At 71.2% G+C, this 16,764-nt stretch carries 14 protein-coding genes and 2 pseudogenes; 4 read left to right on the top strand and 12 right to left on the bottom strand.

Translation table 11 applies throughout. The features are described from left to right. Window positions 1-143 precede the first annotated feature (143 nt). A complete protein-coding gene (locus tag GA0115254_RS35860) occupies window positions 144-1,649 on the top strand; it encodes an alpha/beta hydrolase (protein ID WP_093899432.1) in 1,506 nt (501 codons plus the stop codon). A gap of 73 nt (window positions 1,650-1,722) precedes the next feature. Here the strand turns inward: GA0115254_RS35860 and GA0115254_RS35855 are convergent. After that, window positions 1,723-2,349: pseudogene (locus GA0115254_RS35855) on the bottom strand (phosphoribosyltransferase); the annotation flags it as partial. 119 nt (window positions 2,350-2,468) lie between these two features. Here GA0115254_RS35855 and GA0115254_RS35850 point away from each other — a divergent pair. Then, window positions 2,469-3,284, top strand: a complete 816-nt coding sequence (locus GA0115254_RS35850; RefSeq protein WP_093899430.1) for an HAD-IIA family hydrolase — start codon at window positions 2,469-2,471, stop codon at window positions 3,282-3,284. Between the two features lie 21 nt (window positions 3,285-3,305). On the opposite strand, the gene GA0115254_RS35845 is transcribed toward GA0115254_RS35850, so the two are convergent. Genes GA0115254_RS35845 through GA0115254_RS35835 form a run of 3 tightly spaced genes read right to left on the bottom strand, consistent with a single transcriptional unit; the run spans window position 3,306 to window position 6,651 of the window. Beyond that, window positions 3,306-4,082 (bottom strand): ABC-2 transporter permease, encoded by a 777-nt coding sequence (locus GA0115254_RS35845; protein WP_093899429.1) that lies wholly within the window; start codon window positions 4,080-4,082, stop codon window positions 3,306-3,308. Beyond that, entirely contained in the window at window positions 4,079-5,647 is a 1,569-nt protein-coding gene (locus tag GA0115254_RS35840; protein WP_093899428.1) for an ABC transporter permease, read from the bottom strand. Before GA0115254_RS35840 ends, GA0115254_RS35845 begins: the two co-directional genes overlap by 4 nt. Next, a complete protein-coding gene (locus GA0115254_RS35835; RefSeq protein WP_093899427.1) occupies window positions 5,644-6,651 on the bottom strand; it encodes an ABC transporter ATP-binding protein in 1,008 nt (335 codons plus the stop codon). Before GA0115254_RS35835 ends, GA0115254_RS35840 begins: the two co-directional genes overlap by 4 nt. A gap of 170 nt (window positions 6,652-6,821) precedes the next feature. Between GA0115254_RS35835 and GA0115254_RS35830 the strand changes: the two genes are divergently transcribed. Both GA0115254_RS35830 and GA0115254_RS35825 read left to right on the top strand, forming a co-directional pair. After that, on the top strand, window positions 6,822-8,003 hold the full coding sequence (locus GA0115254_RS35830; protein WP_176740425.1) for a sensor histidine kinase: 1,182 nt from the start codon (window positions 6,822-6,824) through the stop codon (window positions 8,001-8,003). Next, window positions 8,000-8,686: a response regulator gene (locus GA0115254_RS35825; RefSeq protein WP_093899425.1), complete on the top strand. Its 687-nt coding sequence runs from the start codon at window positions 8,000-8,002 to the stop codon at window positions 8,684-8,686. Before GA0115254_RS35830 ends, GA0115254_RS35825 begins: the two co-directional genes overlap by 4 nt. A 31-nt stretch (window positions 8,687-8,717) precedes the next feature. Here the strand turns inward: GA0115254_RS35825 and GA0115254_RS35820 are convergent, their stop codons facing one another. The 8 genes and pseudogenes from GA0115254_RS35820 to GA0115254_RS35780 all read right to left on the bottom strand — a co-directional run bounded on the left by GA0115254_RS35820 (window position 8,718) and on the right by GA0115254_RS35780 (window position 16,731). Then, window positions 8,718-9,515 (bottom strand): VOC family protein, encoded by a 798-nt coding sequence (locus GA0115254_RS35820; protein WP_093899424.1) that lies wholly within the window; start codon window positions 9,513-9,515, stop codon window positions 8,718-8,720. Window positions 9,516-9,666: 151 nt separating this feature from the next. Continuing rightward, window positions 9,667-10,413, bottom strand: coding sequence for a DUF4118 domain-containing protein (locus GA0115254_RS35815; protein ID WP_093899423.1), 747 nt, complete (start codon window positions 10,411-10,413; stop codon window positions 9,667-9,669). A gap of 419 nt (window positions 10,414-10,832) precedes the next feature. Beyond that, a complete protein-coding gene (locus GA0115254_RS35805; protein WP_093899422.1) occupies window positions 10,833-11,372 on the bottom strand; it encodes a CAP domain-containing protein in 540 nt (179 codons plus the stop codon). A gap of 341 nt (window positions 11,373-11,713) precedes the next feature. Next, window positions 11,714-12,337 (bottom strand): CAP domain-containing protein, encoded by a 624-nt coding sequence (locus GA0115254_RS35800; protein WP_093899421.1) that lies wholly within the window; start codon window positions 12,335-12,337, stop codon window positions 11,714-11,716. Window positions 12,338-12,793: 456 nt separating this feature from the next. Next, window positions 12,794-12,979: pseudogene (locus GA0115254_RS35795) on the bottom strand (RNA polymerase sigma factor); the annotation flags it as partial. Window positions 12,980-13,075: 96 nt separating this feature from the next. Then, on the bottom strand, window positions 13,076-13,885 hold the full coding sequence (locus GA0115254_RS35790; protein ID WP_093899420.1) for an enoyl-CoA hydratase/isomerase family protein: 810 nt from the start codon (window positions 13,883-13,885) through the stop codon (window positions 13,076-13,078). Continuing rightward, a complete protein-coding gene (locus GA0115254_RS35785; RefSeq protein WP_093899419.1) occupies window positions 13,882-15,012 on the bottom strand; it encodes a cytochrome P450 in 1,131 nt (376 codons plus the stop codon). The genes GA0115254_RS35790 and GA0115254_RS35785 overlap by 4 nt, the downstream gene beginning before the upstream one ends. A 330-nt stretch (window positions 15,013-15,342) precedes the next feature. Then, on the bottom strand, window positions 15,343-16,731 hold the full coding sequence (locus GA0115254_RS35780) for a cytochrome P450 family protein (RefSeq protein WP_093899418.1): 1,389 nt from the start codon (window positions 16,729-16,731) through the stop codon (window positions 15,343-15,345). Window positions 16,732-16,764 lie beyond the last annotated feature (33 nt).

Below are 16,764 nucleotides of genomic sequence, written 5' to 3'. Positions count from 1 at the left end.
GCACATGCGAGCGCGAAGTCCCCATCCCGCAAAGTGTGATGGGGCTTCTCGTCTCCCGCATTGCGCGGCCGGGGGCTAACCCCACCGCATTCCGTCATGCCTCCCGGATGGGTTGCGGACGCGCGCTCAACAAGGCTTGCGGCATGAGGACTTACGGAAAATCCGCCGCGTTCGTCGCCCTGTCCGTCACCGCCGTCGCCACCGCGCTCACCGGGGCCGCGCCCTCGCAGGCCGCCGCGTCGGCCAACCCCGCAACCGCGCTCTCCTGGCGGCCGTGTGCACAGGACGGCGGGCCCGCCGGGCAGGAGTGCGCCGAACTTCCCGTACCGCTCGACTACCGCGACCCGGACGGCCCGCAGATCTCCCTCGCGGTGACCCGGGTCCGCAGCAACCGCCCGGCCGCCCGGCGCGGGACGCTGATCGTGATTCCAGGTGGTCCGGGCTCCTCCGGGGTGCAGCGGGTGACGCAGAAGGGGGAGCGGTTGCAGCGGGAGACGGAGGGGCGGTACGACATCGTGAGCCTCGACCCGCGCGGGGTCGGCGGCAGCCCGAAGGCGAGCTGCGGGCTCGACCCGGAGGACCGGGAGATCGTGAACCTGCGGGCCTGGCCCGGCGCCGACGGCTCGATCACCGAGAACGTGACACGCTCCCGGCGTACCGCCGAGGCCTGCGCCCGCAACGGCGGAGCGATGCTGAAGAGCCTCACCACGGCCAATGAAGTGCGGGACATCGACCGCTTCCGGCAGGCCCTCGGCGAGGAGAAGCTGTCGGCCTGGGGGAGCTCGTACGGCACGTACGTGGGAGCCGTGTACGCGCAGAAGTACCCGCAGCACACCGACCGTTGGGTGCTGGACAGCAGCGGCGACCCGAACCCGTCGCGCGTCGCCAAGGGCTGGCTGGCGAACATGGCGGTGGGAGCGGCCGACCGCTTCCCCGACTTCGCGCGCTGGGCCTCGGACCCGGCCAGGGACGCGGAGGGGCTGCGACTCGCGCAGCGGGCCGAGGACGTGCAGCCGCTGGTGCTGGACCTGGCGGCGCGACTGGACCGTGAACCGAGGGAGTCCACCACGCCGGGCGTCCCGCTGACCGGCAACCGGCTGCGCCAGGCGGTCCAGCTGGCCCTGTATGAGGACGACGCCTTTGCCGGGCTGGCGGGGCTCGTCCGGGCGGCCGGGGACCCCTCGGTGAAGCCGGTCCTGCCCGATGCGCTGAGCGGGCCGATCCCGGACGCGGACGCGGCCGTCACGGTCGGCGTGGTCTGCAACGACGTGCGCTGGCAGGGCACGGTCTCCTCGTATGCGCGGGCCGTCGCCGCCGACCGCGTGAAGTACCCGCTGACCGCCGGGATGACGGCGAACATCACCCCGTGCACCTTCTGGAAGGACGCCCCCGCCGAGCAGCCGACCAGGATCACGGACCAGGGACCGTCCAACGTCCTGATGATCCAGGGCCTGCGCGACCCGGCGACCCCGTACTCCGGCGCCCTGAAGATGCGCGCGGCCTTCGGCGACCGGGCCCGCCTGGTGGCCGTCGACCACGGTGGGCACGGCATGTACCTGGGCCACGGGAACGCCTGCGGCGACCGCGCGGTCACCGCGTTCCTGAACACGGGGACACGGCCGGAGCAGGACGCGTACTGCGCGGACTGACCGCGACGTGGCGGCGACCGGGCGGGGCCGTCCCCGCTCAGTCGCTGCCGGGCGGCACCTGTCCGGTGTACCGGGCCTGTGCCAGCAGGGAGATGACCTCTTCGTCGGAGGTCTGCGAAAAGTCCCGGTACCACTCGCCGACGGCGTAGAACAGGTGCGGCGTGGACAGACACACCACCTCGTCCGCGCACTGTCGCAGCCGGGCGACCGCGTCCGGTGGCGCCACAGGTACCGCCGCCAGCAGACGTGCCGGGTTCTGCGCCCGTACCACCCGGCAGGCGGCCTCGGCCGTGGCGCCGGTCGCGACGCCGTCGTCCACGACGATGACGGTCCGGCCTTCGAGCGGCGTCCGCGGCCTGCCCGCGCGGTACGTCTGCGCCCGGCGTACGAGCTCCGCCGCCTCGACCCGCTCGACCGCCGCGAGATCCTGCTTCCCGGCCCAGAGGTGGCTGACGACGTCCTCGTTGATGACCCGCACCCCGCCCTCGCCGATGGCGCCGAACGCCACTTCCTCGTGGTGCGGCACGCCGAGTTTGCGGACCACGATCACATCGAGCTGCGCGCCGAGCATCCGCGCCACCTGGAAGGCCACCGGGACTCCGCCACGGGGCAGGCCCAGCACGACCGGGTTCTCCCGCTCCAGATGGCGGAGCGCCTCGGCCAGCTGCTGTCCCGCGTCCTCGCGATCGGCGAACAACACGGTTGTTCACCCCCAACCAGGGGAGAGTCAGGGACCACGTGGGTACGCACCCCACCTGGTTCCCTACTTCGAAACAACTCCATGTGCGGCGGCCGCGCAACTCGGGCAGGGTCGGCTGCATGGAACGAATCGGAGCGGTCCTGATCGACATCGACGGTGTGCTCACGGTGTCCTGGAAGCCGCTGCCCGGCACCGTGGCGGCCATGGAACGGCTGCGCGAGGCGGGCATCCCGCTGGCGCTGGTCACCAACACCACCTCCCGCACCCGCGCCTCGATCGCCGGGAAGCTGGTGGGCGAGGGCTTCCCCGTTTCCGCCGACGACATTCTCACCGCCCCCGCCGTCACCGCCGCTCACCTGCGGGAACACCATCCCGGGGCCCGCTGTCTACTGATCAACACCGGCGATGTCCGGGACGATCTGACGGGCGTGACACTCGTCGACCAGGACGAGGAGGAATCCGGTTCGGCCGATGGCGGGGCGCCGGATGTCGTCGTCCTCGGCGGGGCCGGGGACGACTTCACCTACGCGGCGCTCAACCGCGCCTTCCGTCATGTGCAGCGCGGTGCCCGGCTCGTCGCCATGCACCGGAACATGTACTGGCGCACGGCCGCCGGACTCGACCTCGACACCGGGGCCTTCCTCCTGGGACTGGAGCGGGCCGCCCGCGTCGAGGCGGTGATCACCGGCAAACCCGCCGGGTCGTTCTTCGCCACGGCCCTGGCACATCTCGGCGCCGCCGCGCCCCACGCCCTGATGGTCGGCGACGACATCGAGTCCGACGTCCTGGCGGCCCAGCGCGCCGGGCTCACCGGTGTACTCGTCAGGACCGGCAAGTACCTCCCCGAGACACACCGGGCGGCCGACGGCACCCCGGACCATGTGATCGACTCCTTCGCCGATCTCCCCGCCCTGCTGGAGCGGCTGGGGGCGTGAGGAAGCCGGGGCACCCGCCCCTCACGCGTCCCGCAGCCGGAACATCGCCGCCCCCGCCAGCAGCGCCGCTCCCGCCCAGGCAGCGAGGACGCCGAGGCCCGGCCAAGGGGCGATCGGCAGGCTGTCCAGGTTCTGGGTTGCCTGGACCGCCAGGCCCGCCGACGAGGGGGCGAGCTCCTGCAGCCGCTCCCGCCAGGTCTCGTCGGCGACCATCAGAGCCACCACGGGAAAGGCGTACAGCAGGCCGAGCACCGCCGTGATCGCGCCGGCCGTGTCCCGTACAACTGTCGCCGTCCCCAGGGAGAGCAGGGCGATCAGGGCCAGGTAGAGCACCGAGCCCGCCGCTGCGCGCAGGGTCGGGAGCCCGGTGAGGGAGAGTGCGGCCGTGCCGAAGCCGTTGGCGGGGAGGAGGAGACGGCCGGCCAGCAGTGAGCCGAGGACCGCGAGTGTGCCCGCCGCCATGACGGCCCCGGTGACGACCGTCGCCTTCGCGGCGAGGACCCGGGCGCGGCCGGGCAGCGCCGCCAGCGTGACGCGGATGGTGCCCGTGCCGTACTCACTGCTCATGGCCAGCACTGCGAGAACGGCGACTGCCGCCTGGCCGAGCCAGACACCGGTCAGGCAGAGCTTGACCGTGTCCTCGTGGCACTTGTCCGGGGACGGGCACTGGTCGGTCGAGACGGAGCCGGTGGCCGCCGCGCCGAGCGCCGTCGTGAGTGCGGCGACGGCGAGCAGCAGCCACCAGGTGCTGGGCAGAGTACGGAGCTTCGTCCACTCCGCGTGCAGGGCGCCCCTCATGCGTCCCGCCTGCGCAGCCGCCACATGGCAAGGCCCAGGGCGACAGCCGCGTACGCGCACAGCACCGCGAGTCCGGTCCACGGGCCCTGCGGGTAGCAGCTGTCCTCGGGCAGGCAGACGGTGCTCACGAAGTCGTATCGCGGTGTCGTCTGCTGCACGGCGAACCCGGCGATCGGAGTCACCTTCATCACCCAGTGCGCCGTGTCGACGGGCAGCCCGGCAAGCAGGACCATCGGCAGTACGAACACCACCACGATCAGCGTCACCGCGGCGGCCGTGTTCCGGAGCAGCGCGCCGACGGCCAGGGCCAGCACGGCGACGGCGGCCAGCAGCAGGGCGGTGCCGAGTACGGCACGCAGCACCGGGCCGTCGGTGAGCGCGGCTTCGGGGTACGACGCGGGGTTGGGTCTGTTGTTCCGTAGTGCCGGTTCGGCGAGCAGGAAGGAGAGCACGGCGGCGAACAGCCCGGTCAGGAAGGCGATTCCGGCGAGTACGAGGGCCTTGGCGGCGAGCATCCGGCCCCGGCGCGGGCCCGCCGTCAGCGTCGTGCGGATCATGCCCCGCCGGTATTCGGCGGTGATGAACAGCACCCCCAGCGCTGCCAGCGGGATCAGCCCGATCTGGGCCCCGCTGAGGGACCGTTGGGTAAGATCGGCGTCCGGGACCAGGGGGCCGATGTCGCCGGAGCCGGTCAGGGTCCAGGCGCCGGACGTCTGCGTCGAGCGGTCCGGGCTCCCGGCGGCCCTGGTGGGATCGGCACCGACCCGGTCCTGGCGCCAGGTGCCGTTGTCCTGGTCGCCGTCGGCCACCACGTCCTGGTTGCCGTCGTCGGCCGTGCCCCGGTTGCCTTCGACCGTGATCCGGTCGAAGGAGGCGGTGACCTCGGACGGACCGCCGCCGACGGATGTGGAGCCGAAGTGCCTCTGCACCGTGACGAGTTCGGGCGTGGCCGCGAACAGGCCCGCCCGGACGGTCCTCGGCAGTCCGGCCGGGGTGGCCCTGCCGACCTCGGTCCACTTCTTGCCGTCGGCCGACTCGGACGCGGTGAGTACGCTGCCGGAGCGGGTGAGCCGCAGCCAGCGCGGCTCGGTGCCGGAGGCACTGCTGCCTGCCGTGTCGTGGGTGAAGTCCGACTGGAGCCGGACCCCGTGCGCCGGCGTGAGCATGACGGCCGCGTACGGCGATCCCGCGTCGGTGCTCGCCTTGATGATGACCCCGGCCTTGGCCCAGGGCGCGATGTGCCCTTCGCGGCCGGTGAGCGGTGACACCCGGGCCGTGATGCTGCCGTCGCCGGTCAGCTGCTGGTGGACGAAGGGGAAGCTGTCGGTGACGGGGGCGCCGTCCGGGCCCTTCGTCGGTGGCGGCGGACTGCCGTCGACGTCGAAGCTGCCGCTGAGGGCGGAGAGCAGTGCGACGAAGACGGTGATCACGACGGCGGCGAGCAGGGTGACGCTCCACCGGCGCACGCTGCGGGCCTTGGTCCACTCGGAGTGCAGCAACTGCGGGAATCCGTCGCGGGCGGGTGGCAGTGGGGATCGGTAAGGGGTGACGGCGGGTGCGGTCATGAGGTCGACTCCTCGCCGTCGCGGGCGGTGCCGGCCACGAACCCCTCCACGGCCCGGGACTCATCCGTGGCGGGGAAGCCCTCCGTGGCCCGGAACTCCGCTGCGTCCCGGGTCAGTTCCATGTACGCCTCCTCCAGCGTCGCCCGGTCCGAGCCGACTTCGGAGAACGGCACCCCGGCCGCGCCGAGCAGCGCGGTGATCCGTTCCGCGGCCAGGCCGGTGACGGTCAGCGAGTCCGGCCCGTTGGCGGCGACGGTCCCGCCCTCCCGGGCCAGCAGCGACATGGCGTCCGTACGCGCGGAGGTGCGCAGCGCGACCCGGTCGCCGGAGGCGGCGGCCAGGAGTTCGGCCACGGAGGTGTCGGCGATGAGCCGGCCGCGGCCGATGACCACCAGGTGGTCGGCGGAGTCCTGGAGCTCGCTCATCAGATGACTGGAGACCAGCACCGCACGGCCCTCGCGGGCCAGAGCCCGCAGAAAGCCGCGGATCCACCGGATGCCTTCCGGGTCGAGCCCGTTGACCGGTTCGTCGAGCAGCAGCACCGGCGGATCGCCGAGCAGCGCCGCCGCGATCCCCAGCCGCTGCCGCATGCCCAGCGAGTAGGTGCCTGCCCGCCGCCGTGCGGCCGTCGCGAGACCGACCTGTTCCAGCACCTGATCCACCCGTCGGCCCGGCAGCCCGTGCGTGTGCGCCAGCCACAGCAGATGGTCGCGGCCGCGGCGGCTCGGGTGCACGGCCGCCGCGTCCAGCAGGGCCCCGACCTCGGTCAGCGGCCGGCGCAGCGACGCGTAGGGCCGCCCGCCGATCAGGGCGCTGCCCGCGTCGGGCGCGTCCAGACCGAGGAGCATGCGCATGGTGGTGGACTTGCCCGCGCCGTTGGGTCCGACGAAGCCGGTGACCTGGCCGGGGCGCACGGTGAAGGACAGGTCGTCGACGGCGACGGTCTGCCCGAACTGTTTGCGCAGTCCCCGGACTTGGATGGTTGCTGCCACGGTTGCTTCCATGGTGCAGAAGGCTAGGGAGACGGCAGGCCCGCGGTCGTCACGCGAGGGAGCGCTCTTCGACGCCCCTTGCGCGGGGGACGGCGGCTTGTCGCCATCCCCCGCGTGGGGGACGGCGAGGACGGCTGGGCAGGGGGACGCCAAAGGGCGCCGACGCCATGACAATGGCGTGCATGAGCGAAGGAATCGTGCGGAGGGCGCGGAGGATCGCCGCCTCGCCCGACGGCCCGGCGGTGGCCGCGGCGGCGCTCGGGCTGCTCGCGGCCGTGGAGAGCGCCGGCCGCGCCGCGGCCGGGCCGTCGGACCTTCCGCTCACGCTGCCGCTCGCCATACTGCTCGGCCTGTGCACCACGGTGCCGCTGGCGCTTCTGCGCGTCCACCCGGCCGCCGCGGCCACCGCCGTCACCGCGGCGAGTCTCCTGGCACTCGTGGGCTACCGGGACCTGACCGTCGCCGGGCTCGTCGCCCAGCTGCTCGTACTGCATCACCTCGGCAGCCGCGGCTCCCGCCGCCTGGCCGTGCTGCTCGTGCTGCCGTACGTCGCGGTGGCGCTCACCGACCCCGACGACACGGGACTGCGCGTGTACGCCGTGTCGGCCGCCGTGCTCGCGGCGGCGGCGGTCGCGGACGGCAACGGCCGTCGTACCCGGGCCGAGGCGGTGGCTCGCGATGCCACCGAACGGGCCATCGCGAACACGCTCCTCGAACACGCGGCACGCGGCGAACGGGCCCGCATCGCCCGCGAACTCCACGACGTCGTCGCCCATCACATCTCGATGATCTCCGTCCAGGCGGAGACCGCCCGCCTCACCACCCCGGACATGCCGGAGGCCGGGGCGAAACGGCTGCTGGACATCGGCGACACGGCACGCGCCGCGCTGACGGAGATGCGCCGACTGCTCGGCGTACTGCGCGAGGACGCGGGCGCACCACCGGTCACCCGCAAGCCCCAGCCAGGCCTGACCCAGCTCAACGAGCTGCTGGACGAGGCCCGCGCGGCCGGCGGCGCGAGCACCCGGCTGATCGTCAGCGGCCCCGTGGCCCCGCTCGACCCGGGTATCGAACTCACCTCGTACCGGATCGTCCAGGAAGCTCTCACCAACGCACGCAGACACGCTCCCGGCGCGGCCGTGGACGTCGAGCTGCGGTACGCCCCGCAGACCCTCGACCTGCGCATCAGGGACAACGGCCCGGGACCGGACCGGTCCGGCACCCGGGTCTCCGGCCACGGCCTGCTCGGCATGCGCGAGCGTGTCGCGGCGGTGGGCGGCGAACTGCGTGCGGGCCCGGCGCCGGGCGGCGGCTTCCTCGTCGAAGTACGGCTCCCCGCCGATGCGAAGGAGGCTCTGCGATGACCGCGACGGCCACACGGATCGTCGTCGTGGACGACCACGAGGTGGTACGGGCCGGTTTCGCCGGACTCCTGGACACCCAGCCGGACTTCACGGTGGTCGGTACCGCCTCCGACGGTGCGGAGGCGGTACGCGTCTGCGCCGAACAGCGCCCCGACGTCGTGCTGATGGACGTCCGGATGCCGGGTACGGACGGCATCGAGGCCACCGCGCAGATCCGGGCCGCCGCCCCGGACGGCGGCGGCCCGCGCATCCTCGTCCTCACCACGTTCGACCTCGACGAGCATGTCTACGACGCGCTGGCCGCCGGCGCGGGCGGCTTCCTGCTGAAGGATGTCACCGCGGAGCGCCTGTTCGACGCGGTACGCGTGGTCGCCGCGGGCGAGGCCCTGCTCGCGCCCACCGTCACCCGCCGCCTCATCGGCGAATTCGCCCGTCTGCGCCGCAGGCCCCCCGCCGTGCCCACCGCCCCGCTCACCGCGCTCACGCCGCGTGAGACGGAGGTACTGCGCCTGATCGCCGAGGGCCTGTCCAATCCGGAGATCGCCGCCCGGCTGAGCGTCGGCGAGGAGACGGTCAAGACCCATGTCAGCCGCATCCTGAACAAGCTCGGTCTGCGCGACCGCACCCAGGCGGTGGTCGCGGCGTACGAATCCGGTCTGGTGGTGCCGGGCACCGGGGGGTGAGCGGGTACGGGGACGCATGGTCCCGGACCGGTCAGGACACCGGGGACGTCTTGGGCACCTCGCCCTCGGTCGTGTTGACGTCGATCACGGAGAAGGCCGCGCCCTGCGGGTCCGTCAGCGCGGCGAAGCGGCCGAAGGGCATGGTCATCGGGCCGAACCGAAGGATCGCGCCGCGCTCGGTCGCCTTCGCCACGGCCGCGTCGCAGTCCGCGACGGTGAAGTACACATTCATGTGGGGCGGCACCTCGGGCGGGAATTCGTCGCCCATCTTCATTCGCCCCATGACCGTCTTGTCGCCGAGGTTGAACATCCTGAAGTCGACGGCGTCGTCCTCCATCTTCACCATGCGGTACGGGAAGACGGCGGAGAAGAAGGCGTCCGACTTCTCGGGCTCCCGGGTGAAGACCTCGGCCCAGCAGAACGCACCGGGCACGCCCTGGGACTCGAAGCCCTCATGGCTGCCCGCCTGCCACACGCCGAAGACCACACCGCTGGGGTCGCGGGCCAGCAGCATCGTGCCGAACTCGCCCACCTCCATGGGGTCCATCAGCGTCTCGCCGCCGTTCTCGCGGATCTTCGTGGCGGTGGCGGCGGCGTCCGGTGAGGCGAGGTACAGACACCAGGCCGAGTGTCCCTCCTGGCCGGGCATCGGGGGCACGACGGCGGCGACCGCCTTGCCGTCGGCGTACGCCTGCGTGTAGTCGCCGAACTCGGACGAGGACTCGCCGAACGTCCAGCCCAGCACATCACCGTAGAAGCTCTTCGCTCCGTCGAGGTCGGGGAACATCGCGTCGGCCCAGCACGGCGTGCCCTCCGGGTGTACAGCCATGACTTCGACTCCTTCGTGCTCGGTGGGGTTGTCCGGCTGTTCACGCTAGCCAGCCGACCGCCTGCCCGCGCGCTGGAAACGGGCCCGCCGACCCTGGTGGCGTACACCGTACGTACACGTGCGTCTGCCGGTCGGGGCCATGACCGTGATGTCAGCGGTCCAGGACCGGACCCGCGGTGTCGAGCGCCGCACCGGCGTGATCGGCGAGGGTCACCGCCACGAGACGCGCCTGCAACGACGGGACGGTTCCGGGAAGGGGCCGGAGCATGAACCGGCCGGAGTAGTGGCCGCTCGCCGAGGCGCGGAGCTCGGTCTCGCCCTCCGGCCAGCCGTCGCGGTCGACGTCCCAGCGGCGGTGCCCCACGACGACACTGCCGTCCTGCTCCAGTCGCGGCGGCTGCCCCAGCAGGCTTCCGTACTCGAAGCGGCATCCCTGCAATCGCAGTACGTCCACGAGCTGCCGACGGACCTGCTCCACCACCAGGTCGGGGGAGGTCGCGGACTGGACGAGCAGGGCGGTGTCGTGGATCCGGGCGAGATGGTCGGCGTCGGTCACGGTGATCACCCGCAGGCGACGGGCCCGGGCGGCCAGCTGCGACACCACGAGGCCCACGGCCAGGAGCAGGACCGCCGTCTCCACGTTGTCGGTGCTCGCGATGCTGAACCGCTGGTACGGCGGGGTGAGGAAGAAGTCGAACCACGCGGCGGACGACAGCGCCGCGACGGCTCCGGCCCAGCGGTTCCCGATGGCCGAGACCGCCACCACGACGACGACCAGGACCAGGGCCGGATCGGTGCCCGACACACTCGTACGGAAGAGCGACAGCATCAGTGCGGCCAGGAAGGGCCCGATCAGGGCGGCGGCCGGCGCGATGCGGTCACGAAGCGGGAATCCCATGATCCACCTCGCTGTGGTTCACAGCTTCTCCGGTACGCCGACCACTGCGGCCGGCCACTCCAGCGTGCGTCCGGCCCGCCCCGCCCGGCTGTCCGGACCGGATGCCTTGACGCGTTCCTGGCGCGGACCGGACGGGTATTGACGCGGGCTTGACGGAGGGCGGGGGCCAGGACGTCCAGGGACTCCGGCGTGGTGGCACGGGCCCGCGCCACCGCCTCCCGGCCGTCCGCCGCGACGCCGACGACCTCCATGTCGTCATGGGAGCCGATCAGCAGCCGGAAGGTTCCGGCCGACAGCGCCTGGTCATCGGCCGGCAATACCCGGATGGTCACCGCGCGCCGGCGTCGGACTCCGGCGTTCGCGGGAAACCACGCGTCGGCTCGGCTGCGACCGAGAGGGGTGTCTGCTGAGCGGGGCGCCTACCCGGCCGATTGCCTGTCGGGCTGTCCGAAGTCCTGGGTCCAGTAGTTGCCGGGCTGTGCGAGGCCCACGCCGATCTCCTTGAACGAGCAGTCGAGGATGTTGCGCCGGTGGCCGGGGCTGTTCATCCAGCCCGCCATGACGCTCTCGGGGGTGGTGTAGCCGTAGGCGACGTTCTCGCCGTACGCGCTCCGGTCGTATCCGGCGTGCGTGATCCGGTCGCCCGGGTCCGAGCCGTCGGAGCCGGTGTGGGACATGTTCCGGTGGGAAGCCATGTCCGCGCTGTGCTTCCGGGCGGCCTTCGTCAGCTTCGGGTTCAACGTCAGCGGTGAGCAACCGACCGCGCTGCGCGCACTGTTGACGAGCTTCAGCAGGCGGGCCGCTTCCTTCGCATGAGCGCCGAAGACGGCCGAGGCGGCGGCGGAGGACACACCCGCGGCTTCTGCGGTCTCCGCGATGCCCAGGGTTCCCACGACTCCCAGGGCGACGACAGCAAGGGCCGTCCGTCGGCGGGACCTCTTCGCGTGGTGCTTCCTCATGTGTGTGACCTCACTCGATACTCGGTGTTCGCGTGGGAACGGCTTCAAGAGGGTGCTGCGGGAAGCGTCTTACCCGTGAACGACCTGCATGTAGCCCGGCCTCCGGTGCCCTTGTCGCCTCCGGCGGTCCGCACCTGGTCCACGCTGCGACGAGCAAACCCGCATCGGAACGTTCCCTGTTGTCAGTGACGGGTGTCAGACATTTCACTATAAGTGAAGACTTTTGATCGCTTGGTGCATTGCAGACTCGCAGGAGTGAGGTCGGGAATTCCGCACGCGTCTGGGCCCGCTTCACCGCGGTGGCGGTGAAGCGGGCTGATTATCGGACCCTTTTCGACGTTCTATCGGGCCGTTCCGAAGTCCTGGGTCCAGTAGTTGCCGGGCTGTGCGAGGCCCACGCCGATCTCCTTGAACGAGCAGTCGAGGATGTTGCGCCGGTGGCCGGGGCTGTCCATCCAGCCCGCCATGACGCTCTCGGCGGTGGTGTAGCCGTAGGCGACGTTCTCGCCGTACGCACTCCACCGGTATCCGGCGCGCGTGATCCGGTCGCCCGGGGCCGAGCCGTCGGAGCCGGTGTGGGACATGTTCCGGTGCGAAGCCATGTCCGCGCTGTGGTCCTGGGCGGCCTTCGTCAGCTTCGCGTTCATGGTCAGCGGTGAGCAACCGGCCTTGGAGCGCTCGCTGTTGACGAGCGTCAATATGCGGGCGGCGGCACCGGATGCCGGAGCGGCGGGCTTCGGTGTGCTGGTTGATGCGGCGGGCTTCGGTGCGCTCGCGGGTGTGGCGGGCTTCGGTGCGGCCCCATGTGCGGTGCGGTGTGCGGTGTGGGTCCGCCACGCCTCCGCAGCCGGCTTCTCGTGGGGGGCGAAGCAGGCCATGGCGGCAGAGGGCACACCCACGGCTCCCACGGCGACGACAGCGATGGTGATCTTCCGGTAGGAAGTCTTCCTGCGGTGCTTCCTCATGCGTGTGACCTCGCTCGATAGTCGCGGAGCAGCTCCGGCCGGCTCCGCGCGCTCCCGCGCCCTGGCTCGCAGGCGCCTTGCGGTCGTCATTCTTGGAAGGGCACTCGGGGCGGGGCAACAAGCGGAAGTACTACCTCCGCCCGTAGGTCCGGACGGCACTTGAAACGGACGCACGAGCGTGCCGGCGACGGCCGTCACGCTTCGCAGGGCGCTGTTGCACCATCAGAAGTCCTTCCTCGCACGTCGAGCGGGCCGGAGCGGCGACCGGACCGCATGCCGACGGAACGCGCACGCGCATATCTGCGCCAAGACGGACAAACGGCACCATGCCGTCGAGGCGGCATCTACTAACCAGTGCCCTGAGTCACGAAAAGCTGTGTGTCCGATGTCACTGACAGGCTGTGCAACCATTCGCCCCGGCCCACTCCCGCGGTCATGAATGACGGCGCGCCAGAACGAGCCGCCCTCGGGGTCGATCCTGTCGCGCAGCCGCCAGGCCTCCATGAACGTCGGGGCCATCACGTCCTGCGCCGTCGCCCAGTCGGCGGTCAGCCGGAAAGCATGGTTGTGGACGGTGCGGGCGCAGCTGTCGAAAAGCTCCGCGAACGCGCTCGGCTCCCCGGCCCGTACCCGGGTACGCATATCCGTGCTCACCCCCTCGGTTGTCCGGCACGCCGGGGAGGGTTCTCGTGACCCGCGTGGCAGAGGGGGTGCGGTCGGGGCCCGTGAGCAACGGGCCTAGCGCACCGGTACGGTCCCTCCGGCGTCGCGGGTCCGGCGGGTCGCGGCCGCGACGGTGGCCATCAGCTCCGCGTCCAGGACGGACGGATCGGCCAGCCGTGTCGGGGCGGCGTACGAGTTGAGCAGTGCCTTCGTGACACGCAGGGCGGCCTCGGGGCGGCGCACGATGGGCTTGGTCCACGCGGTGACCGCCTCGTCGAGGGAGTCCTCGGGCACGATGCGCTGGAGAACCGACAGCTCGTACGCCTCGGCGGCGTCGAAGGCGCGTCCGGTCAGGATGAGTTCGCGCGCACGGGCGGCGCCGACCTCATGGATCAGTCGGGGCAGCACGCCGCCCCAGGCGGTGGGCAGCCCCAGTGCCAGCTCCGGCAGCCTGAAGCCGGCGGTGTCGGCGCCGACGCGCAGATCGCACGCGAGGGCCAGCGCCAGTCCCGCGCCGATGGCCTTGCCCTGGATCCTGGCGACGGTGACCGCCTGGCTGGTGGAGATCGCCTCGCAGACGCGGCGGGCCTTGTCGCCCGCGATCCGGATGCCCCGCCCGGTGGGGTCCTGGTCGAGCCAGTCGGCGAACTCGTTCCGGTCCCCGCCCAGGCAGAAGTCGTCCCCGGCACCGCTGAGCACCAGCACCCGGACATCGGGGTCCGGCACGGCCAGGACCGTCAGCAGATCGTCCAGCATCGCCTCGGTGACCGCGTTGCCGGTGTCGGGGCAGTTCAGCTCCACACGCAGGACGGGGCCCTCGCGCACGGTACGTACCGTGCCCGGCCGCCGGTAGGGGGAAAGGTAGTCGGGGAGCGAGAGCTTCATATCGCCACGCCCATCGAGGTCACACGCCTGAAGACCAGACGGGACGCGTAACTGGGCCCCGTGACGGCACGCAGAGTGGGGAAACGTTTCAGGAGCTGGGTCAGGAGCGTACGTGCCTCAAGGCGGGCGAGGGCCGCGCCCAGGCAGTAGTGCACACCGCCCCCGAAGGTGAGGTGGGTGCCGGTGCGCTCGATGTCGAAGGTGTCCGGTTCCTCGTTGCGCCGGGGGTCGTGGTTGGCGGCCCCGTACATGACGTGAACCATGCTGTCCTTCGCGATCGGCACGCCCGCCAGGACCGTGTCGTCGGCGGCGATCCGGGTGTTGATGTGGATGGGCGGGTCGTACCGGAGGGCCTCGTCGACGGCGGCGTCGATGTATCCGGGGTGCTCCGCGAGCCAGGCCCACCGGCCGGGCTCCCTCAGCAGCAGCCCCACCATGGTCGACAGCAGCGTCGCAGTGGTCTCCAGCGAGGCGATGGTGACGAACATGGTGAGACGGTAGAGGATCTCGTCCGCCGCCTCGCGGTCGGGTTCCATGGCGTCCCAGGTGTGTATCCAGCCGGTCAGGACATCGTTGCCGGGGTTCGCACGGCGCTGTTTCACCAGTTCGGTGAAGTACGCGCGTAGATGAACGGTCGCGTCGGCGGACACGGCGAGCTCGCTGCTGGTGGGCAGCAGCTCCTGGGCGTGCACCTGGTTGTGGGTGATCTCCAGGATGTGGGAGTAGTCCTCGGGCGGGATCCCCAGCCAGGAGCCGATGGTGCTGATCGGGAGCTGCTCGCTGACCGTACTGACGAAGTCGGTCTCGCCCCGGCGCAGTTTGTCGGCCAGTTCGTCGAGAAGGCGAGTGACATGCTCCTCGACCTGCGGGGTCAGCCGCTGGATGGTGGAGCGGTCGAAGAGGTTGCCCAGGCTGCGGCGCTGGCAGGTGTGCTCGGGCGCGTTGAGGCGCGAGAGCGTCTTGGTCATCTCCTGCGTGGCGACCGCGTCCCAGCGCTCGGTGTCCGCCTGGCGTTCCTGCCAGGCGAAGTCCGGTGCCAGCCAGTTGCGGCCGCGCAGCACCTCGCTGCAGGTGTCGAAGCCGGTGACGAAGTACGCGTTCCAGGGAGCGCGTACGACGTCACCCATGGATCTCAGCTCGCCCAGGAGGGCGTAGGGATCAGCCTGCCCCTCCGGTGATTTGAGACGTCGCAGGAGGGAAATGAGGGCACGGCGGTCAACGGTGGTGGGCCTGTCTGTGCCACATATTGCGCTCACGCAGAGTTCCTTGTCCTGGGCTCATGGTTACGGCCAGAACCTACCCCTCCGCATATATGTGCCATGCGTCGTTCTCTGTTGCCCGTGTCACAGGAAAATGGCTTGTTGACCCCTTGTCATATGACGAACAGGCCCTGCCACGGGCCTGTATGACGCCCCGCCATGCAAACAAGTCGTCCGAAGCCGGGTGCCGGACTTCCGTCACACGCGGAAGACGTCCAGGAAGGAGCTCCACCAGCCCTTCGTCTTCTTCTGCGGCTCCACGTGGTCGTAGCGCGCGGCGGGAGCCTCCTCGGGGGTGGCGATCCGGGACGAAACGGGCGACTGTGCGGCCGTCGCCGCATGGCGCGCGGCACTCGGGCTGAACCGGACCGGCAGGGACACCAGCGCCCGGTGGAACGGACCCGGCCGCCATTCGACCGCCGAGGCCGGCACGGCGAGGGTGAGGTCGGGCACCGTGTTGAGGATCTTCTCGATCGCGGTGAGGGCGATGAGCTGGGCGGGGGACTTCGCCGGGCAGACGTGGGGGCCCGCACCCCAGGCCAGATGGGCGCCCTTGCTCAGGGTCTGGCGGGCATCGGTGAGCGCGGGATCGCTGTTCGCGGCGGCGAAACTGATCAGTACGGGGGTGTCCGCCTTCAGCGTCACGCCGCCCAGGTCGACGTCCTGGACCGGGTAGTGCGTCGCGTAGTTGGCGATCGGCGGGTTGTTCCACAGCACGTCGTCGAGGGCGTCCTCGACCAGCATTCCCGTACCTCGTCGCTGCGGATGCCCGGCGCCGTCGGACAGCAGGAGAAGCAGTGCGTTGGCGATGAGATTGCGTTCCGGCTCGATGCCCGCGCCCATCAGCATGACGAGCTGGTCCTTGAGCTCCTCGTCCCGCAGACCCGCCGGGTGCTGGATGAGCCAGGACGTGATGTCGTCGCCGGGCTGCCGCCGCTTGAGGGCGACGAGTTCCATCAGGCACTCCGTCAGCTCGGCGTTGGCCCGCAGTACGTCCTCGCCGTCGAAGATCGCGGACATGCCACGGGTCAGCCGGTCGCCGATGTCACCGGGGCAGCCGAAGAGCTGGTTGAACAGCAGCAGCGGCAGAAGCTTGGCGTAGTCGCCCAGCAGGTCGGCGCTGCCGCGTTCGATGAACTGGTCGATGAGGTAGTCGGCTATGCGCTCGACATCCCGGCTGAGCCGGGTGGTGTTGAGGCGGCCGAGGCTCTCGGTGACCGCCTTGCGCAGGCGAAGATGCTCGGTGCCGTCCGTGAACAGGCAGTTGGGCCGGTACGCCATCATGGGCAGCACCGGACTGTCGAGCGGTACGCGGCCCTCCCGCAGCGCCGCCCACCGCCGCGAGTCACGGGCGAAGAAGGAGGGGTTCTGCAGGACCCGGAGCGCGGCCTCGTGCTGCACGACCAGGGTGGCCTCCACCCCGGGAGCCAGCTCGATCGGAGCGGCGAGCCCGTGCGCCCGGAACTTGTCGTACACACGCTGTGGATCGGACGCGAACTCCGGCCCGTACAGCGACGTCTGCCGCTCACCGTGCATCGGGCACCCGGTGGGGGCGCTGTACGGGGTGGCTCCCGGCTGAGAGTCCATGTGTGATTCCTCGGTGTGATCGCGGGCCTCGCA

This window comes from Streptomyces sp. Ncost-T10-10d (assembly GCF_900091955.1).
In the GTDB taxonomy this organism is placed as follows: Bacteria; Actinomycetota; Actinomycetes; order Streptomycetales; family Streptomycetaceae; genus Streptomyces.
The sequence above is the reverse complement of the archived record's forward strand: the minus strand, read 5'-3'. Positions and strand labels throughout refer to the sequence as shown.